Consider the following 22,078-nt stretch of genomic DNA (forward strand, 5'->3'; position numbering starts at 1 on the left):
GAACAGGCAACACAACAAAAACAGCAAAACGCTGAGCTTGCATTGCAAAACGACCCGATGTTCCAACAGCTGCAGCAAGATTTTTCAGCAGAATTGGTCAAAAATTCTATTGTGCCACTAAAAGATGACTTATAATATAATAGGTTTAAACTTCTCATGCTAAGGTTGTAGTTAACTAGCTTGAGACTCTTACCAACCCTAAACAAAGAGGCTTTAAATAATGGATATGAATCAAAATCTTAGTAACCTGATGAAAGAAGCGCAAAAAATGCAACAACGTATGCAAGAAGCGCAACAACAATTAAGCCAATTGGTCGTTACTGGCGAAGCTGGTGGTGGTATGGTTACAATTCAGATGAATGGTCGTCATGATGCCGTTGCAGTTAAAATCAAGCCAACGATGTTGGAAGAAGATCCAGAAATGCTAGAAGACTTAGTTGCTGCAGCGATTAACGATGCGGTACGTAAAATTGAAAAAGCATCTAAAGAAAAAATCAGCCCATTAACTGCTGGGTTAAATATTCCAACTGATTTAATGGGTGACGACAAGGAATAATCCTAATAATGGATATGTTAAACCGCCTGGTCGAAGCACTACGTTGTCTTCCCGGGGTAGGACCAAAATCAGCACAGCGCATGGTGTTTCACTTGCTTCAACATCAAAGACAGCGAGGTTTACACCTCGCCTCTTGTTTAGAGCAGGCAATGTCTCAAATCAAGCATTGCCAGCGCTGTATGAATTACACAGAACAAAGTCTTTGCACATTGTGTCAAAATCCCAATAGGGATTCCTCTTTACTTTGTGTTGTAGAAAGCCCAGCTGATGTATCAGCAATTGAACAGAGCAATTCATTCCAAGGTAAGTATTTTGTCCTTATGGGTAAAATATCTCCTCTCGATGGATTAGGTCCAGATGATATTGGATTACCGAAACTTAAGAATCTGATTCTTGAGGAAGGAATTAAAGAAGTAATCCTGGCTTTAAGCCCTAGTGTAGAAGGACAAACTACTATTCATTTTATTCATCAACTCCTACGAGAACAGCCAGTCCATATTACTCAATTAGCCCATGGCATACCGTCAGGGGGGGAATTAGAGTTTTTAGATGGCAATACCATTGGAAATGCTCTTCGCAATAGAGCACTAATTAATGTTTAAAACCATAGTACGTAATCAATTTTTTGTCCTGCTATTATTACTCTTTACAGGACTAACTCATGCTTCTTTTTATAAAAGCTTATGGCCACAATGGGAGGTAAATAATCCCTTATCTAAAGAAATTATTTCTCATCAACTGTGGCAAGATTTTTTAAATCGTCGAATAATTACTAGCCCGGAAAATATTAATTTGGTTGATTATGCGCATTTTTCGCAGACAGACCTGAATTTGCTAAAAGATTATCTACGGGATATGGCCCAAATTAATATCGATAACTACAATCGAGCAGAACAATTAGCCTATTGGATTAATGTCTATAATGCACTTACAGTGCAAACTATTGCTAATTATTATCCAATTTCGACGATTCAAGAGGTTAATATTTCTCCTGGCCTATTTAGCGTTGGCCCTTGGGGAGCCAATTTAATTACGATAAAAAAGACAACACTTTCTCTGGATGATATTAATAACCGTATTATACGTCCTATTTGGAATGATGCCCGAACTCATTATGCATTGAATAATGCCAGTATTGGCGCGCCTAATCTAAGTAAAACCGCTTATCATGGATACAATTTGGAAGAACAATTAAATAAAGCTGCTCTTACTTATGTAAACTCATTAAGAGGGGTTAGCGTTATTGAAGGACGGCTGATTATTTCAAAGCTCTACGATTGGTATGAAGAAGATTTCGGCGGAACCAAACAAGACGTGATTACCCATTTATTACAATTTGCCAAAGAGCCGTTGCAAAGCCAATTAAAACATACTAATACTATAGACAGTTATGTTTATAATTGGCATCTCAATAGCCCTTCATCAGATCCTGCATTACATGAGAATGATGTTAAATAGTTTTATCTAGGATAACCCCTCTCAATAAAAACACGGTAAAACAAGCCAGAACGATACTTAATTAGAATTCTGTTCTGGGTTGTTTCACTGTACTCACAATGACAAATTGATATGCACCGGAAACGGATATTTATAATTAAAATAATAGGAGTAATAAGTTTATGAATCGTGGTGGATTTTCATGGAAACGATTTTTTGGTATTTCCGCGCTTAAAGCAAAAATTTCTCGCAAGATTGGCATCCCGTTAACGCAATCAGGAAGACAACGAAAACTAGGGGCATTCGTCATGAAAATTGTTTATACGTTTGCCATGAAGCTCATAAAAGGAAAGCCGTAAGTGGGGGAAACCTTGCCTAAACGCATAGCTTACCTAAGGAGTTCGCTGCGCTAAGACCCTCTGGTTGTTAGCCCAGCGCTACTTTTAAATGTGGGCAGAATGCAACCCACAACGCGATGAGTGCTGTGAATTATTCTAGGTCCAGACAACCATCTTTAATCCTCTTCTACAAAGCGAAATAAATGTTCTAGCGAATCATGGTTTATTGGTGTTTTACAGGAATAGATGGCGATGACTCGCAATATCGCCTCACGATTACGATGACCAATTTGGGGATAAGGCTTCGCTAATTTATAGTGATATGCCTCGGTGAGCACATGCCGGTTTTTTAGTTCGTCGCGTAATGCTTGCATCACAGCCAGCAACGTATCAAACACGTCTTGAAGCACTCTACTCTCTTCTTCACGAAGCTGGGGTAACCAATCAAAAAACGCTCCTTGAACTAAGATAAAAAAGGTATGTAGTAAATGGCGTGTATCATTGTTCGCAAAATAACCATAGAGATCCAAGCATTCGGTCGTAGAAAGTTGGGCGAATAAAAGCACCATCTCCGTTTGGAAAACGTCTACTTCATGTGTTTCAGAAAAAAGAGTTTGTCGTAAAACCATTACCGTATCAATTAAGCGATTTGGGTTAAACCAAAACTTATACGCTCTGCCTAAATCACGTAATAGCTCTACCGTGAGCTGCTGTTGATATTGTGGGGAAATAGTTATGCGCAATTGTTTCACTGCAGCCCATATCATTGATTTAAAGCTATCGTTTACCTCAATCATGATTCCCTGAGGTAATTCATTGCCATGTAATAAATAATCAACCTCTGGGATTAAACCATTTTGTAACGCAGCACTATGGAGTTGCTGCTGAATTAACTCAATTGCATAATGTAATACCGACAAACGAGCACGAACAGAGATTAGTTTTTCAGGATGCACCGTATAGGGAAACAATTTGTCTGGGAATAACTTATAGAAAAAAATAGCATTTACTAAATCAACAAAATGTTCTTGTGCAAAAAAGTCTAAGGCCTCCTTTTGTTCTGCCCTACTCCACTCATGAAACCACATTGCCAATTCAAGAGTTGTTGCCTCATGATGACTCCAAAAATTAGCAATGCCCCCTAACCATCGATCCAGTTGTCGTTTAGCAAATAATCGCTTGAGTCGCGTTGCGTATTCAGCCATCTGTTGTAAATAGTGCAAGGATTGAACGGATACTACCTGTTGGTAAAGAGCAACTATTTGCAGTATTAATTCCCTCCTTACTTCCAAAGAATTGCTTTGAGCTAATCTTTGCTCCAAATTAAAAATAGACTCAAAATGCTCCAAACGGCAAGGCAACGTAGATAACTGTTCAGAATTAAAAACCAAATCATCCTGAAACAAACGTAAATAATCTAAATAGTTTTTTGCAATAGAACGACACAAATCAATAATGTTATCCGCATAGCAAGTTAAATGCTTTGGATGATTAAGATAAGAACGTAAACGACATTTTAAATGACTTAACTCGTATTTAACCTGTGCTTTGCACCGATCTGCGTCCGTAATTTCCCAGTTCAATTTTTGAGTCATCCAGCCTCCTCAAACAGCCTCCTTGCTGAATCTCGCTTTCTTATACTTACAATAGCATCGAAAATAATTGCAAGTCGACAGTAATCTTGCCAAAATCTGTTTGATTGTCGTATAAAATCCGGGAAGAAATAAATGCCTAAATCCAGCTATTTGCTGTTTATTGATCAGAGCCCTGTAAGTGAAGAGATTAAAAGGTACTTTGCTCAATTCAATATCGCAATAGTAGAACAACAAAATTTGCACTCAATTCCTATTGAGCAAGGAATACCGGTTGCTATTTTAATTCACTGGTCTATTTTAAAAAATGAATTATCAATGGTACATCAATTTTACACAAACTACCCTGTGCCATTATTAGTTATTCATGATCACGCTGATGAAGATGCCTGTATCAAAGTGCTAGAAGCCGGAGCTGATGATTTTATCATTAAACCCATTTATCCTAGAGAACTACATGCCCGTGTTAGTGCAATTAGTAGGCGCGTATCTCGAATTCAGCAACAATCAGAGTCGGATAAAGAACTACTCACCTTTGGTAATTGGCGCTTAGATCCAGCGGCGCGCCGCATTTTTAATATAGAAAACAATCAGGAGCTTACCCTAAGTGCAGGAGAATACGATTTGCTGCTTACGTTTGTACAGCAGCCACTGCAAGTGTTAGATCGAGAACAGTTATTACTAACGACTAAAAATAGTGATTTGAATCCCTTTGATCGACGGATTGATGTACAGATAAGCCGTTTAAGACAAAAAATCGAAATTGATGCTAAAAAACCCATCTTAATTAAAACAATTCGTAATGGTGGTTATATGTTTACTGCGGAGGTTCGCATTATTAAAGAACATAGTGATAAATAGTCTCCACAATCTCATTTACTTGCCATTTAAGGAAAACCTGGTTGTAAGTAACCAGGTTACATAATGATACGAATTCCAAAGGCAAAAACTTTGATTTATTTTCGCTTCTTACTAAGTTTAAACATTTTGACACTTTTAATGGTGTTATCACTAACCTTTAAGATTTCAATACGATAGTTATCGATGGTTAAACATGAATCTGCCGGGGGAATATAACCTAGATGCTCAACAATTAGACCACTTAACGTTTTAGGGCCAATCATTGGCAGTTGCCACCCCATTAACCGATTTAAATGGCGCAGGGTTAAGCTGGCATCAATAATTACAGAGTTGTCACTTTGCGGCATAATATCGCGACTTAATGCAGCAATGTCCGTGGTAAATTCACCCACGATTTCTTCAAGAATATCTTCCATGGTTACTAGACCTAAAATATTTCCATATTCATCGACCACAAATGAACTTCGTCTTTTCACTTTTCTAAAATTGAGAATCTGGACATTAAGTGGCGTGGCTTCAGGAATAAAATAAGGTGTATCCGCAGTACTCAATAAACTATTTAAATTTAATTTGTCTTCCAAAGCCAAATTTAAAACATCGCGCACATGGATCATACCTTCTAAATTATCAATAGTATCGCGATATAAAGGGAGGCGTGTATGTTGTGCTGTTTCTAATTGTTCTAATAATTGTGTCCAGGATTGAGACAAATCAATTCCTACAATTTCAGCTTTGGGAATCATGATATCTTCAACGGTCGCCGTTTCCAAATCTAACAAACTGATCAGCATACTTTTATGCTCAACAGGTAATAAACCACCAGCCTCATGTACCACCGAGCGCAATTCTTCTCCGGTTAACGCTTCCTTTTGCGCACGATCAATGGAAACATGAAATAAGCGTAAAATGCTGTTCGACATAAAGCTACAGGTCCATACCAATGGAGAAAAAAGCTTTTGCAGTATCTTTAGTGGTAAGGAGGTCGCAAACGCAACTTGCTGAGGATAAATAGCGGCAAAAGTCTTGGGAATCATTTCCGCAAAGACCATAATGATTAAGGTTAAAAGTACGGTGGCAATTGCAACCCCTAAATCACCGTATAAACGCTGACCAATTAATGTCGCGATCATTGAAGCAACAATATTGGCTACCGTATTTCCAATTAAAACCACGCTCAGTAGCAAATCAGGGCGTGCTAGAATTTTATTAACCCGTATTGCCTGGACGTCATTCTTTTTGACCAGATGTTTCAATTTGTAACGATTCAAAGACATCATGCCAATTTCTGTGGCAGAAAAAAAAGCAGCTAGAACAATTAAAAATACTACTATGGCAAACAGTGTAGAAAGATGGAGGGCCACCAAATATCCTTTAAGCTTTGCATGCGAGAAAATAAGGTATCATATGGAGCCAAAGAAAGCGAGATGAGTGCTGTATGATTTATTCGTAGCTCGGAGCAGCTGTAGCCCGTATTAGCATAGCGTAATATGGGCTACGAATGAGAGTTAACCTTCAAAACGGTCAATGCTAGCAACAATTTCAGCCAAAGCAGCCTCTGGGCCTTCCCAACCATCAACTTTCACCCATTTACCTGCTTCTAAATCTTTGTAATGTTCGAAAAAGTGCTTTATTGAATTTAATAAATATTCAGGCAAGTCTTTATATGATTCTACTGATTCATAGATTTTCGTTAGCTTGTTAATTGGAACCGCTAACAACTTCGCATCAACACCAGATTCATCAGTCATTTTTAGTACCCCAACAACCCGGCAAGGAATAACAGAACCGTTAATTAAAGGAACTGGGGTAATAACTAATACATCTACTGGATCACCATCTTCAGACAGGGTGTTAGGAATATAGCCATAGTTAGCAGGATAAAACATTGGCGTTGATAAAAAGCGGTCAACAAATAATACGCCAGAGTCTTTATTAACCTCATATTTTACTGGTCCACTGTTCATGGGAATTTCAATAATCACGTTAATTTCATTTGGGATATCACGCCCACTGCTAACTTTCTTTAAACCCATTTATGTCCCCTATTGGAATTAATATAGTTACTCGCCATCGATTTCTATGAGTATGGCTTAGAAATACAAAATTGCTATCGAAATAAAGACGGCTATTATGCGAAAAATCGCATCAAAAGGCAAAGAGAAGCTGTCAGAATATACGTGAGAAATGTATAATAGCGCTTTCAATTAATTATTAGGATTGCTTATGGATTGCCTGTTTTGCAAAATTGCCGGAGGTGCAATTCCTGCTACAGTAGTTTTTGAAGATGATGAGCTGATGGCTTTTCGCGATCTGCACCCACAAGCACCAACCCATGTGTTAATTATACCGAAGCAGCATATTGCGACAATTAATGATGCTACTGATGAAAACCAAGCCCTATTGGGAAAAATGATTTTAAGAGCAAAGCAACTTGCTCAAGCTGAAGGATTCAGTGATTCAGGTTATCGATTAGTTTTTAATGTTAATCCCCATGGCGGTCAGACGGTTTACCATATTCATTTACATTTACTAGGTGGCCGTTGCATGACTTGGCCTCCAGGTTAGGAATTTTTATTATGAAAGAACTTTATGAACAGCTACTAACGGAACTAGGAGAGGATATAACTCGCGAGGGATTGGTAGATACGCCAGAACGTGCTGCAAATGCAATGCGTTATTTAACTAAAGGTTACCATGAAGATCTTGATGAGATCATTAATGGCGCGCTCTTTGACTCAGAAATGAGCGAAATGGTTATTGTTAAAGATGTTGAGATGTATTCGATGTGTGAACATCACCTGTTGCCATTTTTAGGAAAGTGCCATGTCGGTTATATTCCCAATGGAAAAGTAATTGGTCTATCGAAAATTGCACGAGTCGTTGATTTTTTTGCTCGCCGTCTGCAAATTCAAGAACGTCTAACGTCAGAAATTGCCCATTGCATTGAATCAATTACTGGAGCACGAGGAGTTGCTGTTGTTGTTGAGGCAAAACATTTGTGCATGATGATGCGTGGAGTAGAAAAGCAAAATTCCGTAATGAGCACTTCAGTGATGCTCGGGGAGATGCGCACTAGTGCGACCAGTCGTGCGGAGTTTTTAAGACTGATTCATAAATCGAACTAAAATCTTAATTCTTACTCACTAATTAGCTGAACCCTTAATAGCATCAATTTAACCTGGTTTTAGAATACTCCATCTTGAATTCCCGCGGCTTGCCCGCGGGCTCCATAGAATCTTGTCAAAAGCCACGAAATTCGATTTCTGTGTTTTCAAGTACTGTCATATCTTAAGTTTCGTATCTCGCCAATCTTTATTATATTTTAGCTATAAAAAAACCCGGATTGAGCATTCGTCAATACGGGTTTCGAATTGTTCGATGTAAAAAAGAATATTATTCTTCTTCAGACACATCAGCACCAAGATTAGCAACTTCAGTATTTTCTTCTGCGGCAGCAGGAGCAGCAGCTGCTTCAGGAGCTTGAGGCTTGTCTTTCCACTCCAACTTGACTCGACCTTGCTTATCAATACCAGCAACGAACACAGAGATTTCTTGACCTTCTTGCAGAACGTCTTCAACTTTTTGGGCTCTATCAGCGCAAATTTGTGAAATGTGTAATAAACCATCTTTACCAGGTAACAGATTAATGAAGGCACCAAAATCAACAATCTTGCTTACTTTACCGTGATAAGTTTCACCAACTTCAATCTCAGCAATTAATGCTTTAATTTGCTTTTCAGCTTCTTCTAAAGCCAGCATGTCAGGAGAGAATAATTGCACTAAGCCAGTGTCATCGATGTCAATAGAAACACCAGTGCTATCAATTAAGCCTTTGATTGTCGCGCCACCTTTACCAATAATGGTGCGAATTTTATCTTCCGCAACTTTCATGGTAGTGATTCGTGGAGCATGTTGAGATAACTCTTCACGATGTTCTGCTAAAGCATTATTCATCACGCCTAAAATATGGATACGACCAGCTAAAGCTTGCTCAAGCGCTTGTTCCATAATTTCATTGGTGATACCTGTAATTTTGATATCCATTTGTAATGCAGTAATACCTTGTTCTGTACCAGCAACCTTGAAATCCATGTCTCCTAAATGATCTTCATCACCTAAAATGTCGGTTAATACGGCAAAACGATCGCCTTCCTTAATTAAGCCCATCGCAACACCAGCAACTGGAGCTTTTAAAGGAACACCCGCATCCATCAACGCTAGACTGGTTCCGCAGACAGTAGCCATTGAACTTGAACCGTTAGACTCTGTAATTTCAGAAACCACACGTAAAACGTAAGGGAATTCATTTGCTGCAGGTAACACGGCGATTAAAGCACGTTTTGCTAAACGACCATGTCCAATTTCGCGACGCTTTGGACTACCAACCATACCTGTTTCACCAACAGAGTATGGAGGGAAGTTATAGTGCAACATAAAGCGATCTTTAGACTCGATATTAATACCATCAAGCATTTGTGCATCACGCTCATTACCTAAAGTAGCAACCACAATCGCCTGGGTTTCTCCGCGCGTAAATAACGCTGAACCATGAGTTCTATCCAAGAATTTGGTGCGAATGGCAATAGGACGTACCGTCTTTTGGTCGCGACCATCAATACGTGGTTCACCATCGAGAATACGATTACGTACTGTAGCACGTTCTAAATCACCAAACATGTTTCCAATCACATCAGCACTTAACTCTTCGTTTTCAGCTAATAATGCCTTGATGGTTTGTTGCTTTAGCTCATCTAAACGTGCATAACGAGCTTGTTTGTCTTTAATCAGGTAAGCAGCCTCAACCTCGTTTTTCGCGATATCAGAAACACGAGCGAGTAAGTTAGCATCTACTTCTGGAGCAGTCCAATCCCAACGTGCTTTGCCAGCTTCTTGAGCTAGCTCTTCAATCATTTTAATTACGCCTTTCATCATTTCATGGCCAAACATAATCGCACCACGCATGACGTCTTCACTCAATTCTTTGGCTTCAGACTCGACCATCAAAATAGCATCTTTAGTTCCAGCAACGACTAAATCTAATTGAGATTCTTCTAAAGCTTTGCGGCTTGGATTTAATAGGTAAACCCCTTCTTTATAACCAACACGTGCAGCACCAATTGGACCATTAAAAGGAACACCTGAAATAGCCAACGCAGCTGAAGCACCAATCATCGCAAGAATATCAGAGGAAACTTCAGGGTTTAAAGAGAGAACTGTCGCAATTATTTGTACTTCATTGGTAAATGCATCTGGGAATAATGGACGAATTGGCCTATCAATTAAGCGAGAAATTAAAGTTTCATTGTCACTTGGTCTGCCTTCACGCTTATTAAAGCCACCAGGAATCTTTCCTACAGCATAGAATTTTTCTTGATAATTTACTGTAAGAGGAAAAAATCCATTTCCTTCGCCGCCATCTTTTTTACCAACTGCAGTAACTAAAACTTGAGTCCCATTCATACTAACTAATACAGCACCATCAGCTTGTCGTGCAATTTCACCGGTTTCAAGAACTAGGGTATGGTCACCAAATGCCATCTCTTTTCTAATTTTAGCCACGGTATATTCCTCTTTAATTATTATAACGAAAAAAAGGCGCAGAAGTGTGCGCCTTTAATTACTAACTGTTCTGGTTAAACACACCTCTACTAAGGTGTTTCGATTCAATAATCAATAAGAATCTCTTAACTCTAATTTTTGAATCAATGTTAGATAACGACCTTGATCGTTACTCTTCAGATACTTCAATAGCTTACGACGTTTGTTTACTAATGCTTGTAACCCACGACGAGAATGAAAATCTTTTTTATGTTCTTTAAAGTGCTCAGTCAAATACTTAATACGACTTGTAATTAAAGAAACTTGAACTTCTGGCGAACCTGTATCTTTATCGGCACGCTTGAATTCATTAACGATTGCTGCTTTATCCGCGCTGTTTAGCGACATTATACACTCCTGGAACTACTAAATATTCATTCAAAGGCGAACATTCTACCAAGGCATACCAAACGAAACAAGTGTTGTAAATTATTTTGTGCAAAAAAAATCATACTTAGGTACGAATTTTTACAATCAAACTAAAAAGCCAACAGTCTTTTCGCTCTCAACTCACCTTCAGCATTTAACTCACCTAAACCAATAAATTGTGATTGCTCATCATAAAGACGAACACAATTTACACCATCTACATCTAATTGCTTACTAACTATCCGACCTTGTCGGATGGCTAAAATTTCATTTTCTGAAAGCATTACCTGCTTTAAATAGTCTACTGCTTTATCTAGAGGAATAAGACAAGCTTTTCGCTCGTCCAAGGACATCTGCTCCAACTCCTCTAAAGTATACATCGGCATCTCATTGAGACCAGATGTATAAAGGCGATGCAAACGTGTTACATGAGCACCAACCCCTAATGCATCACCTATATCTTCAACTAAATTACGAATATAGGTTCCCTTGCTGCAGTTAACAGTCAAGGAAAACTGGGCTCCGTCAAATGCATCCAATTGCAAATGACTGATAAAAATTTCACGCTGTTTGCGCTCAACTTCTATTCCTTCTCGAGCTAAACGGTATAAAGGCTTACCCTGATGTTTTAAGGCTGAATACATAGAGGGAGTCTGTTTTATATGTCCTCTATATTGCGCTAATACATTCGTAAGCTGTGCTTGCGACACACTACACATTTCTGCATATGCGATAACTCGTCCTGTTGAATCAGACGTATCGGTTTTAATTCCGAGCATTGCCGTTGTTTCATAGCACTTATCTGCATCAAGCAGAAATTGACAAACCTTGGTTGCCTCACCGAAGCATAATGGCAACATGCCAGTAGCTAAAGGATCTAAGCTTCCGGTATGCCCCGCTTTTTTAGCCCCCAATAAATGCTTAGCCTTTTGCAAGGCTTTATTGGAAGACATACCTCCTGATTTATTAAGTAATAAAATTCCATTGATTACTGGAGTCAACTCAGTTTTCTTCATTATCATCAGTGGAAGGAGGGTTTGCTTCGTCAATTAGACGGCTTAGGCGCTGTCCATATTCAATTGATTCATCATAAACAAAATGTAACTGAGGTACCGTGCGTAATGTAATACTACGTGCCAAAGCGCTGCGCAGGTAACTTGCGGCTGCGTTGAGAATAGTTTCAACTTGCTTTTTGTCATTATTCAGCACAGTAAAATAAACTTTAGCATGCGCTAAATCTGCAGCAACCTTTACTGCAGAAATAGTCACGATACCATTTAAGCGCGGATCTTTTACCTCTAAAGGAATGATCTGAGCTAATTTTCGCTGAATCATCTCAGCAACTCGATCTGTACGTTTAAAATTTTGAGCCATAATTATAAATCACGCTTAATTTCAACAGTTTCATATACTTCAATAAGGTCGCCAGGTTTCACGTCATTGTAGTTCTTAACGCCAATACCACACTCAAAACCTTGACGAACTTCTAATACGTCATCTTTAAAGCGTCTTAAGGACTCTAAAGTTCCTTCGTAAATCACGACGTTAGCACGTAGTACACGAATTGGGTTATTACGTTTAATTACACCTTCAATAACCATACAACCCGCAATAGCACCGATTTTTGGTGACTTGAACACATCACGTACTTCGGCAGTACCAATAATCTCTTCTTTGAATTGTGGAGCTAACATTCCTGTTAACGCACCTTTAATTTGGTCCACAATATCATAAATAACACTGTAATAGTGGAGAGATATAGACTCTTGTTCCGCTAAACGCTTCGCAGTTGCATCAGCACGGACGTTAAAACCAATCAATAAGGCACTTGATGCAATTGCTAAATGCACATCTGATTCAGTAATACCACCTACGCCATTAGAAATGACAACCACTTTAACTTCATCATTCGACAATTTAACCAAGGCATCAGAAATAGCTTCCACAGAACCTTGTACATCCGCCTTGAGCACGATATTTAATACTTTAGACTCGGCAGCTGTCATGTTTTCCATGATGCCTTCTAAAGTAGACTTTTGACGCCGTGCCAATTTCACATCACGGAACTTACCTTGGCGGAATAAAGCCACTTCACGAGCTTTCTTCTCATCTGGAACCACTACAGCCTCATCCCCTGCGTGAGGAATCGCTGATAAACCTAGTACCTCTACTGGAATTGAAGGACCAGCACTATTAACCATATCGCCATTATCACCTACTAATGCACGTACACGGCCATATTGGAAACCAGCAAGAATAATATCACCCTTGTGTAAAGTTCCACTTTGAACTAATACGGTAGCTACTGGACCACGTCCCTTATCTAAGCGTGATTCAATGACCACACCTTTAGCGGCACCATCAGTCAATGCAGTTAATTCTAATACTTCTGATTGCAACAGAATCGCATCAAGTAGCTCATCTATACCTGTACCTGCTTTAGCAGAGATATTAATAAACATGGTATCGCCACCCCAGGCTTCCGGGATTACTTCATGAACGGATAATTCATTCATAACGCGATCTGGATCAGCACCTTGTTTATCAATTTTGTTAACTGCAACAATAATCGGCACTTTCGCAGCCTTAGCATGCTGAATTGCCTCAATCGTTTGTGGCTTAACGCCATCATCTGCAGCAACAATCAAAATAACGATGTCAGTAACTTGGGCACCACGTGCACGCATTGCAGTAAATGCCGCGTGACCTGGGGTATCTAAGAAAGTAATGTCCCCTTTGGGAGTACTTACGTGATATGCACCAATATGCTGAGTAATACCACCGGCTTCGCCAGAAGCAACTTTAGTACGACGAATGTAGTCAAGTAGTGACGTTTTACCATGGTCAACGTGACCCATAATAGTTACGACAGGCGCACGACTTTCCGTATTGCTACCCTTAGAGATGGCTTCACCAAGACCGACTTCAATCGCGTCCTCATTAATTACGCGTGGCTTATGACCCATTTCTTCAACCACGATTACCGCCGTTTCTTGGTCAATAACTTGGTTGATGGTTGCCATAGCTCCTAAAGACATCATGATCTTAATCACTTCCGCAGCTTTAACTGACATACGTTTTGCCAACTCGGCAACAGTAATTGTCTCAGGAAGTAATACTTCACGGATAACTGGTGCTGTTGGTAATGCAAAACCATGTGTTAAGGTTTCTTCTGCTTCACGGTATTTATCTGATTTTTCAGAACCTTTACGCTTTTTAAATTTACTACGTCCACTAGCACGTCGATGCGAATCGTCTTCGTCATCACTAGCACGCTCATAAGATGTTTGATATTTTTGCTTTTTCTTACCTTTCTTGTAATCAGATGATTCAGAATCAGTGCTTGTAGGTTCAGAATGTTTCTTTTTAACAGGCTTGTCAGCCTTGGTTTCTTCTTTTATTGCAACTTCTGCAATTTCTTCCAGCGCAGAAGGAGCATTTAATTCATCACTAAATACAGGCGCAGGCTCTTCAGCAACTTGTGGTGCTTCTTCAACCACAGCAGCTTCGGCTTGGCTTTCCTCTTGAGCTTCTGGTTCCGCCTGCACAACTTCAGGAGTTGATTCAACAATAGATGTCTCTACAATTGCTTCGCTAGGGACTGATTCGTCAGTGACCGCTATTTCAATTGGCTCTTCAGTTTCCGGTTGCTCAACGAGCGTACTTCGTTTAACAAAAACCTTTTTCTTACGAACTTCGACATGAACTGTTTTACCACTATGAGTATCGTGGCCAACAGTAACTTGAGACGTACTTTTACGCCTTAAAGTAATACGCTCTGGCGCAACATGCGTATCACGCACAGAGCTATTCTTTAAATGATTAAGTAAGATACGCTTTTGTTCCTCATTCACAGTCTGTTGATCATCAGTAAAAGATAATCCTGCTTCCTGTAACTGGTTCAATAAGCGTTCAACCGGAATACCAACGACTTGAGCTAATTGTTTAACCGTCACATCCGCCATATTTTAATCCCCTTTCAGCAGCCTATGATGTATTCATTAAGAATGAGCATAACTGCGTTCTGAAACACGTTAGTTTATTAATGCTTTGCCAAATGGTCCAAAGCATAGGTATATACCCAAGATACTTGGGTATAAATGGTTTTATAAAAACCATGGCTCTCTGGCTTTCATAATTAAAGCGCCAGCTTTTTCTTCAGTCATCCCTTCAATTTCTAATAATTCATCTACAGATTGTTCTGCCAAATCTTCCATAGATGTAATTCCTCGCTCTGCTAATCTGTTAGCAAGCTCTTCAGACATACCTTCCATATTTAATAAAGATTCATCTGGAGTGCCAGCCAATCCCTTACCAGAAGAAAGCGCCATAGTCAGCAAATTATCATTTGCTCTATTTCTTAGCTCTTCAACGATTTCCTCGTCGAACTCTTCAATTGCTAAAAGCTCTTCTTTAGGTACATAAGCAACTTCTTCAAGAGATGAGAAACCATGTGCTACTAGTAATGTAGCAATTTCCTCATCTATTTCCAGCGCAGAAGTAAATAATTTTACGATCTTGCTCGACTCTTCCAAATTCTTATTTTCGAATTCGTCTGTAGTCATCACGTTCAAAGTCCAACCAGTTAATTGACTAGCTAAACGAACGTTTTGGCCATTTCGACCAATTGCTTGAGATAACTGATCTTTTTCTACCGCTAAGTCCATAGTGTGGGTATCTTCATCAACAACAATTGAAGAAATATCCGCAGGGGCCATAGCATTAATCACTAATTGAGCTGGATTATCATCCCACAGAATGATATCAACACGCTCACCACCTAACTCACTAGAAACGGCTTGTACTCTCGCACCACGCATACCAACGCATGCGCCAACAGGATCAATACGGCCATCATTCGTCTTAACTGCAATTTTTGCTCTATTCCCTACATCACGAGCCGCAGCTTTAACTTCAATTACATTTTCGCCAATTTCTGGAACTTCAATGCGGAATAATTCGATTAACATTTCATTACGCGCACGGCTAACATACAGCTGTGGGCCACGTGCTTGTGGCGTAATTTCATATAAATATGCACGTACTCTATCATTAGCACGAAACATTTCATGAGGTAACATTTCTGCGCGTGGTAAAAACGCTTCTGCTTTACCACCTAAATCGATAATTATATTGTCACGAGTTACTTTTTTCACCGTACCATAAATCAATTGACCTAATTTGCTTCTAAACTGGTCTATTACCAATTCACGCTCAGCCTCTCTGACTTTTTGCATAATAACCTGGCGAGCTGCCTGCGCTTCAATCCGTCCAAATTCAATAGATGGAATCGACTCTTCGATGCGTCCACCCACCGTGACTTCTGGATTACGTGTTCGTGCATCTTCTAATGTTAACTGATGCTCGGGAAACTCAAAGTCTTCAGGTTCAACTACATCCCAATATCTAAAAGTTTCATATTCACCAGTACGTGGATCCAGCTTAATTCTAACACCTATGTCTAATCCAAAGATTTTTCGAGTAGCAGACTCCAATGCGGCCTGAATGGCAAGGATGATAACGTCTTTACTTACGCCTCTTTCGTTTGATAACGCCTCAGCAACTAATAACAATTCTTTGCTCATTGTTCGCCTCTCTATACTGTCAAATATGCTTTTACTATATTTGAAAAAAGTAATTCATGCTCTTCGCCATCGATATTCAGTAGAACTGAATTGTCAGACACTGAAATGATTGTACCTAGCAATTTGCGCTTCTTACAAACTGGTTTAAATGTTTTCACCTGGACAGGCTGACCTATGTATCGTTGATATTGCCAACCTTTAAACAAAGGTCTCGGTATACCCGGCGATGATACTTCTAAACTATAGTTACCAGGAATAGGATCTTCTACATCGAGCAAGGCACTCACTTGGTGGCTTACATCTTGGCAGTCTTCAATTCCAATCCCTTCTGCTTTATCTATGTATATGCGTAATAAGGAATGCTTACCCTGGGAAAGATATTCACATCCCCAAAGTTCATAACCCATATCATTTACAGTAGGAGCTAAAAGTTGTTCGAGTTCGTCTTGAATCATAATATTCACAAACAAAAAAAAAGGGCGCATACGCCCAAGTTTGTAAATTATTAACCTGGATTCGCAAAGTTAGCCCGAATTAAACATACCCCTAAGAAAAGCAGTTGCACCGGCTGCAAACACTGCTACAGAGGACTTTAAAGCTTTTTCTAGGGTAATAAAAAACCCCATAAATGGGGTTCCAAAAAGTGGTAGCGGGGGCAGGATTTGAACCTACGACCTTCGGGTTATGAGCCCGACGAGCTACCATGCTGCTCCACCCCGCGTCAACTGAAGAGAAGTATACTGATACTTTGTCCTTTTAGCAAGTACTTTTAATAAAGTTTGTGAATTAATTAACAAATGCGTTAATACAGCTAACAACTAATGCCCCAGGAAAAATACCTAAATACACTAATGACAAACAATTCAATGATAATACAGTTGCATTTCCCTTATTGATAATTAATGGCTCAGTATGTAAAGGCTTATCAAAGTACATTAGTTTTATGATACGAATATAATAATAAGCACCTACTACAGCAAAGATTAGACCAAGAATTGCAACCCACGTCATATGCACATCAACCAGCGCTTTTAATACCAATAGTTTAGTAACAAAACCTACTGTTGGTGGCACACCAGCCATTGAGAACATAGTGATTAGCATCATAAAAGCCAACCAAGGGTTTCTTTTATTTAGGCCTTTAAGATCGTCAACATTATCAATTTCCATTCCATGACTAGACATTAATACAATTAAGCCAAATGCAGCAGCTGAAGTTAACGCATAAACCAAAATGTAATAGAGTGCTGCTGAATAGCCCGCTGAGCTGGCGGCTAAAATACCAAACAAAGAATAACCAATATGTGATATCGCGGAATAAGAAAGCAGACGTTTGAAACTTGTTTGTACCACTGCAAACAGATTACCTAAACCAGTAGACAGTAAAGCAACCACCAGTAAGATTTGCTGCCATTGGGCCGCAATATCAACAAAGCTAATTGTTAAGAAGCGAAACGCCATTCCCAACGCAGCAACCTTAGGTGCCGCACTAATAAATAAGGTAACTGAAGTTGGTGCACCTTGATACACATCTGGAGCCCACATGTGAAAAGGGACGGCAGCGAGTTTGAAGCAAACACCAGCTAAAATAAAGACTAGTGCAAATGCTAATAACGCTTCCTGCTGTTGCCAGTTGGCAGAAATTGCGTTTGCTACTTCTAATAGATCCAATTTACCGGTTGCACCGTAAATTAACGAAATACCATAGAGCAACATTGCGGATGCAATTGCGCCCATAACAAAATACTTCATTGCAGCTTCAGATGCATCGCTATCGGTACGACGAATCGCAGTCATTGCATAAAGAGGCAGCGACATTAACTCTAAACCAAGATAAATAGACAAAAGCGAATGAGCAGAAACTAAGATCATCATTCCTAAAGTTGAAAATAACCCTAGAACGTAATAATCACCGGAAGGCATTTGTCGCTCATCGATATAGTTACGCGAATAAATAAAGCTCAATAATACGGTGAGGTAAATAAAGAACTTCATTAAATGAGCAACGTCATCACTAATAAACATTGAATTTAAGGTAAGTACTTTATTGGCACCTATATATAGGAAACTAACTCCTGCGGCAGCAATTAAGCCGATGCAGGAAATGATAAACGCTACAGAACGAACTTTATCTCGAAAGAATAAGTCAGCAAGCAATGCAAGGCCCGCTGTGGCTAATATAACCATCTCTGGTAGCGCGACATGAATATTTTCAAATAATGCGATCATATTAATTAACCTTGCGTATTACAATTTTGTTTGGCTGGCTAGCGCCAGAGTATGACTTACTGTCTGGTGTACGTATTCAAGCATCGGCTTAGGATACACCCCCATAGCAATAACCATCAGAGCTAATAACAGGTATGCACTCAACTCATAAACTGATAAGTCTTTTAATTCCGCAACCTTTTCATTAGCAACCTTGCCAAAAATAACGCGCTTATACATCCAAAGATTGTATGCAGCGGCGGTCATTAACGTAGTTGCTGCCCAGAAAGTAATCCAGAATCCTGCTTTCATCGAACCAACAATTACCATAAATTCGCCAACAAAGCCTGAAGTTCCTGGTAAACCTGCATTAGCCATACAAAACAGCATAAATAATGAAGCAAATATTGGCATGGTATTCACAATACCACCAAAGTCAACTAAGCGACGAGTATGCATGCGGTCATAAATAAAACCTACCCCAGCAAACATTCCGCTGGAAACGAAAGCATGCGAAATCATTACTACAATCGCACCTTCTAAAATAAGTCCGGCATTACTTAAACCAGTTTGTTTGGCAATACTAAAAATTGCAAAACAGCCTAAGGTTACAAAACCCATATGTGAAATTGATGAGTAAGCAATTAAACGCTTCATATCCTTTTGCACAATTGCAACTAAGGCAATGTACACCACAGCAATTAGGGATAAGGCAACCATCACACCTGCATATTGATTACATGCGTCAGGTACGATCGGTAAAGAGAAACGAATAAATCCGTACGCTCCGAGCTTCAACAAGATTGCAGCTAAAACGATAGACCCACCCGCTGGCGCTTCGGTATGCGCATCTGGCAACCAAGTATGGACCGGGAACATCGGAATTTTAATCGCAAAACCAAGGAAGAAGGCAATGAAAATCAAAGTTTGTGCAGTCATGCTCAGTTTAATTGCGTAAAATGCTTCTATACTAAAGGTTCCAGCAATATATCCCATGTATAAGAAACTACCGAGCATCAATACTGAACCAAAGAAGGTATAGAGGAAGAATTTAATCGCAGCATACACACGATTATCTGAACCCCAAATACCTATAATGAGGTACATAGGAATCAATGTCGCTTCCCAGAATATATAAAACAGAATTGAATCTAATGCAGAGAATACTCCAACTAACAAGCCCTGCATGATCAAAAATGCAGCTAAATACTGCGATACTCTGCTCGTAATACTTTCCCAAGTAGCAAGAATCACCACCAAATTAGTGAAGATACTTAATATAATTAGTAATAATGACAAACCATCAATACCAAGGCTGTAGCTAATACCTAGAGAAGGTATCCAAGGATACTCTTCTAAATATTGCATCCCTAAGGCTTTAGTATCAAAGCCACCAACTAAAGGCACACAAAGTAGTAGGCAAAGCACTACTGTGAATAAAGCCAAATAGCGTGCATTGTTAGGGTTACGATCATCTCCTGCGAGAAGAACAAAAACACCGCCTAATATTGGCAACCAAACTAGCAAATTGAGCAAATAATGCATACCCTCACCTTATATTCAGCCTAGTATCAACCAGCACAAGAATCCGAGCAATCCAAGAACCATAACTGTTGCATAGTGATTTAAATAGCCACTTTGTATGGTTCGACCTTTACTGGAAAACCATCTAATCAGTCGACTACTACCATTAACTACCATTCCATCAATTAACCCTTGGTCTCCAACGCTATAAAAAGTATTGCCAAGACCTTTGGTACCTTTTACAAAGACCAGGTTATTAAAGGCATCAAATCCATACTTATTCATAAGGAGCTTATAAACAAGTTTCAAATGACGAGCCAGGTAACCAGGAATAGATGGAACAGCAATATAACAAACCCAGGCAATAATAATACCTGCTAATGTAATCCAGAAAGTAAGTGATGAAACTGAATGAATCATACTTGCAAAAGGAGATGTTACTTCATGAGCCAGTTCAGCCATAACATTATGATCAGGAAGCACAAATAATGATGATCCTAATAAAGTTGGCTTATCAAATAACATAGGCATGTACAACACATAGCCTAAAACTACTGAGGGAATCGCCAAGATTACTAAAGGTAACCATACAACCCATGGAGACTCATGTACGTGATCTAAGGTATGTTGATCCATACGTGGTTTACCATGGAAGGTCATAAAGAGTGATCTAAAGCTATAAATTGCAGTGACCATTGCACCGACAACCACACAGAAATAAGCATAACTACTGCCCGGAATTTGTGAAAGTTGTGCTGCCTCAATAATGGTATCTTTGGAATAGAAACCAGCAAAAGGAGGAATAGCACATAATGCTAAAGTTCCAATTATGTAAGTAACATAGGTAATAGGCATTTTGCTCCACAATCCACCCATTTTTCGCATATCTTGCTCATGATGCATTCCGATAATTACAGAACCCGCACCCAAGAATAACAGGGCCTTAAAGCAAGCATGTGTTATCAAGTGGAACATTCCTGCACTGTATGCAGAGGCACCAATACCTACCATCATATATCCCAACTGGGATAAAGTAGAGTATGCCACTACACGCTTAATGTCATTCATTACTAAAGCAAGAATACCAGTGAAGAGCGCACCTGTCGCACCAATTACTAATACAACAGACAAGGCAGTTGTTGATAATTCAAGTAATGGTGAAATACGTGCCAACATAAATACCCCTGCGGTGACCATTGTCGCCGCATGGATTAACGCAGAAATTGGTGTAGGACCTTCCATTGACTCTGGGAGCCACACATGTAAAGGCACCTGAGCTGATTTACCCATAGCACCAACATATAAAGCTAAACAAGTAACGGTCATTACTGACCAAGAATGGCCACTGAATAACTCAATATTTTGACTCGCTAAGTAATTTGCGCTTTGGAATACTTTTGCATAATCAAGACTTCCAGTGTAAGCAAAAACTAAAGCAATCCCGATAAGAAAACCAAAATCCCCTACACGGTTGACTAGGAATGCTTTCAGGCTTCCTTCAATTGCCGATTCCTTTTGATACCAGAAACCGATAAGTAGATAAGAAACTAAGCCAACCCCTTCCCAACCGAAGAATAACTGTAAAAAGTTATTTGAAGTAACCAGCATCAACATCATGAAGGTAAAGAGTGAAATATAGCTAAAGAAACGTTGATAACCATCATCATCCGACATGTAGCCAATACTATAAATATGTACTAATAAAGATACAAAATTTACCGTTACCAGCATGACTGCAGTTAATGGATCAACTAAGAACCCTAGATTAAACTCATAAGGAATTAATGCACCACCAGTCGCCCAATTATATAGGATGGTGTTTTCTGAAGGCATCGCGCCCGAGAAAATCTGACACGCAACGTACAGTGACGCAATCAAAGAAACGCTAACACCCAGAATTGTAACTGAGTGTGCCCCAACGCGTCCTATTTGGTTCCGAAAGAACCCAGCGATAACCGAGCCTGCAAGAGGAGCTAAAACAATTATCAAACAAAGTTGTTGTATACTCAC

Annotated in this window: 20 protein-coding genes, 1 tRNA gene and 2 pseudogenes (1 of these 23 only partly in view); 8 read left to right on the top strand and 15 right to left on the bottom strand. The window is 39.4% G+C overall.

What is annotated here, in order from left to right; translation table 11 throughout:
- The 5 genes from dnaX to J2N86_RS12375 all read left to right on the top strand — a co-directional run.
- Positions 1 to 135 carry the 3' portion of a DNA polymerase III subunit gamma/tau gene (gene dnaX, locus J2N86_RS12355; RefSeq protein WP_252579760.1) on the top strand. Its footprint begins 1,668 nt before the window's first position, so the window shows 135 of its 1,803 coding nt (coding positions 1,669-1,803); the start codon falls outside the window, past its left edge; it ends in the stop codon at positions 133 to 135.
- Between the two features lie 85 nt (positions 136 to 220).
- Positions 221 to 556, top strand: coding sequence for a YbaB/EbfC family nucleoid-associated protein (locus J2N86_RS12360; protein WP_252579761.1), 336 nt, complete (start codon positions 221 to 223; stop codon positions 554 to 556).
- An 8-nt stretch (positions 557 to 564) separates the two neighbouring features.
- Positions 565 to 1,158: a recombination mediator RecR gene (gene recR / locus J2N86_RS12365; RefSeq protein WP_252579762.1), complete on the top strand. Its 594-nt coding sequence runs from the start codon at positions 565 to 567 to the stop codon at positions 1,156 to 1,158.
- Positions 1,151 to 2,014, top strand: coding sequence for a DUF547 domain-containing protein (locus J2N86_RS12370; RefSeq protein WP_252579763.1), 864 nt, complete (start codon positions 1,151 to 1,153; stop codon positions 2,012 to 2,014). The genes recR and J2N86_RS12370 overlap by 8 nt, the downstream gene beginning before the upstream one ends.
- Positions 2,015 to 2,175: 161 nt before the next feature.
- Complete coding sequence (locus J2N86_RS12375) at positions 2,176 to 2,352, top strand: hypothetical protein (protein WP_252579764.1); 177 nt, start codon at positions 2,176 to 2,178, stop codon at positions 2,350 to 2,352.
- A 155-nt stretch (positions 2,353 to 2,507) separates the two neighbouring features.
- On the opposite strand, the gene J2N86_RS12380 is transcribed toward J2N86_RS12375, so the two are convergent.
- A complete protein-coding gene (locus J2N86_RS12380; RefSeq protein ID WP_252579765.1) occupies positions 2,508 to 3,926 on the bottom strand; it encodes a hypothetical protein in 1,419 nt (472 codons plus the stop codon).
- Positions 3,927 to 4,058: 132 nt separating this feature from the next.
- On the opposite strand from J2N86_RS12380, the gene J2N86_RS12385 reads away from it, so the two are divergent.
- Complete coding sequence (locus J2N86_RS12385; RefSeq protein WP_252579766.1) at positions 4,059 to 4,784, top strand: winged helix-turn-helix domain-containing protein; 726 nt, start codon at positions 4,059 to 4,061, stop codon at positions 4,782 to 4,784.
- 95 nt (positions 4,785 to 4,879) lie between these two features.
- Here the strand turns inward: J2N86_RS12385 and J2N86_RS12390 are convergent, their stop codons facing one another.
- Positions 4,880 to 6,145, bottom strand: coding sequence for an HlyC/CorC family transporter (locus J2N86_RS12390; protein WP_252579767.1), 1,266 nt, complete (start codon positions 6,143 to 6,145; stop codon positions 4,880 to 4,882).
- Positions 6,146 to 6,289: 144 nt separating this feature from the next.
- Complete coding sequence (ppa, locus tag J2N86_RS12395) at positions 6,290 to 6,817, bottom strand: inorganic diphosphatase (protein WP_252579768.1); 528 nt, start codon at positions 6,815 to 6,817, stop codon at positions 6,290 to 6,292.
- A 190-nt stretch (positions 6,818 to 7,007) separates the two neighbouring features.
- On the opposite strand from ppa, the gene J2N86_RS12400 reads away from it, so the two are divergent.
- The gene (locus J2N86_RS12400; protein WP_252579769.1) at positions 7,008 to 7,349 is read left to right on the top strand and encodes a histidine triad nucleotide-binding protein; all 342 of its coding nucleotides are present in this window, start codon (positions 7,008 to 7,010) and stop codon (positions 7,347 to 7,349) included.
- An 11-nt stretch (positions 7,350 to 7,360) separates the two neighbouring features.
- Positions 7,361 to 7,909, top strand: a complete 549-nt coding sequence (folE, locus tag J2N86_RS12405) for a GTP cyclohydrolase I FolE (protein WP_252579770.1) — start codon at positions 7,361 to 7,363, stop codon at positions 7,907 to 7,909.
- Between the two features lie 268 nt (positions 7,910 to 8,177).
- Here folE and pnp read toward each other — a convergent pair whose 3' ends face one another.
- The 12 genes and pseudogenes from pnp to nuoL form a co-directional block, all read right to left on the bottom strand.
- Complete coding sequence (gene pnp / locus J2N86_RS12410) at positions 8,178 to 10,343, bottom strand: polyribonucleotide nucleotidyltransferase (protein ID WP_252579771.1); 2,166 nt, start codon at positions 10,341 to 10,343, stop codon at positions 8,178 to 8,180.
- Positions 10,344 to 10,454: 111 nt separating this feature from the next.
- Entirely contained in the window at positions 10,455 to 10,730 is a 276-nt protein-coding gene (gene rpsO, locus J2N86_RS12415) for a 30S ribosomal protein S15 (RefSeq protein ID WP_252579772.1), read from the bottom strand.
- A gap of 131 nt (positions 10,731 to 10,861) precedes the next feature.
- On the bottom strand, positions 10,862 to 11,767 hold the full coding sequence (gene truB / locus J2N86_RS12420) for a tRNA pseudouridine(55) synthase TruB (protein ID WP_252579773.1): 906 nt from the start codon (positions 11,765 to 11,767) through the stop codon (positions 10,862 to 10,864).
- Positions 11,754 to 12,125: a 30S ribosome-binding factor RbfA gene (rbfA, locus tag J2N86_RS12425; protein WP_252579774.1), complete on the bottom strand. Its 372-nt coding sequence runs from the start codon at positions 12,123 to 12,125 to the stop codon at positions 11,754 to 11,756. The genes truB and rbfA overlap by 14 nt, the downstream gene beginning before the upstream one ends.
- Positions 12,126 to 12,127: 2 nt before the next feature.
- Positions 12,128 to 14,158, bottom strand: a pseudogene (gene infB, locus J2N86_RS12430) (translation initiation factor IF-2); the annotation flags it as partial.
- Between the two features lie 215 nt (positions 14,159 to 14,373).
- Positions 14,374 to 14,716 (bottom strand): annotated as a pseudogene (locus J2N86_RS16245) (translation initiation factor IF-2 associated domain-containing protein); the annotation flags it as partial.
- Between the two features lie 141 nt (positions 14,717 to 14,857).
- Entirely contained in the window at positions 14,858 to 16,336 is a 1,479-nt protein-coding gene (gene nusA, locus J2N86_RS12435) for a transcription termination factor NusA (RefSeq protein ID WP_252579776.1), read from the bottom strand.
- 11 nt (positions 16,337 to 16,347) lie between these two features.
- Positions 16,348 to 16,791, bottom strand: coding sequence for a ribosome maturation factor RimP (gene rimP / locus J2N86_RS12440; RefSeq protein ID WP_252579777.1), 444 nt, complete (start codon positions 16,789 to 16,791; stop codon positions 16,348 to 16,350).
- A gap of 189 nt (positions 16,792 to 16,980) precedes the next feature.
- Positions 16,981 to 17,057, bottom strand: a tRNA-Met gene (locus J2N86_RS12445).
- Positions 17,058 to 17,122: 65 nt separating this feature from the next.
- Positions 17,123 to 18,565 carry an NADH-quinone oxidoreductase subunit NuoN gene (gene nuoN, locus J2N86_RS12450; RefSeq protein WP_252579778.1) on the bottom strand — a complete coding sequence of 481 codons (1,443 nt, stop codon included), beginning with the start codon at positions 18,563 to 18,565 and terminating at the stop codon, positions 17,123 to 17,125.
- 18 nt (positions 18,566 to 18,583) lie between these two features.
- Positions 18,584 to 20,089, bottom strand: a complete 1,506-nt coding sequence (locus tag J2N86_RS12455) for a complex I subunit 4 family protein (protein ID WP_252579779.1) — start codon at positions 20,087 to 20,089, stop codon at positions 18,584 to 18,586.
- A 15-nt stretch (positions 20,090 to 20,104) separates the two neighbouring features.
- The gene (nuoL, locus tag J2N86_RS12460) at positions 20,105 to 22,078 is read right to left on the bottom strand and encodes an NADH-quinone oxidoreductase subunit L (protein ID WP_252579780.1); all 1,974 of its coding nucleotides are present in this window, start codon (positions 22,076 to 22,078) and stop codon (positions 20,105 to 20,107) included.

It is taken from the genome of Legionella lytica, assembly GCF_023921225.1.
GTDB classification, from domain to species: domain Bacteria; phylum Pseudomonadota; class Gammaproteobacteria; order Legionellales; family Legionellaceae; genus Legionella; species Legionella lytica.

What these genes read in the sequence shown, in the direction of transcription:
- J2N86_RS12360 (WP_252579761.1), top strand. Translation starts at nt 221, where the DNA reads ATGGATATGAATCAAAATCTTAGTAACCTGATGAAAGAAGCGCAAAAA.
- recR (WP_252579762.1), top strand. Translation starts at nt 565, where the DNA reads ATGGATATGTTAAACCGCCTGGTCGAAGCACTACGTTGTCTTCCCGGG.
- J2N86_RS12370 (WP_252579763.1), top strand. Translation starts at nt 1,151, where the DNA reads ATGTTTAAAACCATAGTACGTAATCAATTTTTTGTCCTGCTATTATTA.
- J2N86_RS12375 (WP_252579764.1), top strand. Translation starts at nt 2,176, where the DNA reads ATGAATCGTGGTGGATTTTCATGGAAACGATTTTTTGGTATTTCCGCG.
- J2N86_RS12380 (WP_252579765.1), bottom strand. Translation starts at nt 3,926, where the DNA reads ATGACTCAAAAATTGAACTGGGAAATTACGGACGCAGATCGGTGCAAA.
- J2N86_RS12385 (WP_252579766.1), top strand. Translation starts at nt 4,059, where the DNA reads ATGCCTAAATCCAGCTATTTGCTGTTTATTGATCAGAGCCCTGTAAGT.
- ppa (WP_252579768.1), bottom strand. Translation starts at nt 6,817, where the DNA reads ATGGGTTTAAAGAAAGTTAGCAGTGGGCGTGATATCCCAAATGAAATT.
- J2N86_RS12400 (WP_252579769.1), top strand. Translation starts at nt 7,008, where the DNA reads ATGGATTGCCTGTTTTGCAAAATTGCCGGAGGTGCAATTCCTGCTACA.
- folE (WP_252579770.1), top strand. Translation starts at nt 7,361, where the DNA reads ATGAAAGAACTTTATGAACAGCTACTAACGGAACTAGGAGAGGATATA.
- rpsO (WP_252579772.1), bottom strand. Translation starts at nt 10,730, where the DNA reads ATGTCGCTAAACAGCGCGGATAAAGCAGCAATCGTTAATGAATTCAAG.
- truB (WP_252579773.1), bottom strand. Translation starts at nt 11,767, where the DNA reads ATGAAGAAAACTGAGTTGACTCCAGTAATCAATGGAATTTTATTACTT.
- rbfA (WP_252579774.1), bottom strand. Translation starts at nt 12,125, where the DNA reads ATGGCTCAAAATTTTAAACGTACAGATCGAGTTGCTGAGATGATTCAG.
- nusA (WP_252579776.1), bottom strand. Translation starts at nt 16,336, where the DNA reads ATGAGCAAAGAATTGTTATTAGTTGCTGAGGCGTTATCAAACGAAAGA.
- rimP (WP_252579777.1), bottom strand. Translation starts at nt 16,791, where the DNA reads ATGATTCAAGACGAACTCGAACAACTTTTAGCTCCTACTGTAAATGAT.
- nuoN (WP_252579778.1), bottom strand. Translation starts at nt 18,565, where the DNA reads ATGATCGCATTATTTGAAAATATTCATGTCGCGCTACCAGAGATGGTT.
- J2N86_RS12455 (WP_252579779.1), bottom strand. Translation starts at nt 20,089, where the DNA reads ATGCATTATTTGCTCAATTTGCTAGTTTGGTTGCCAATATTAGGCGGT.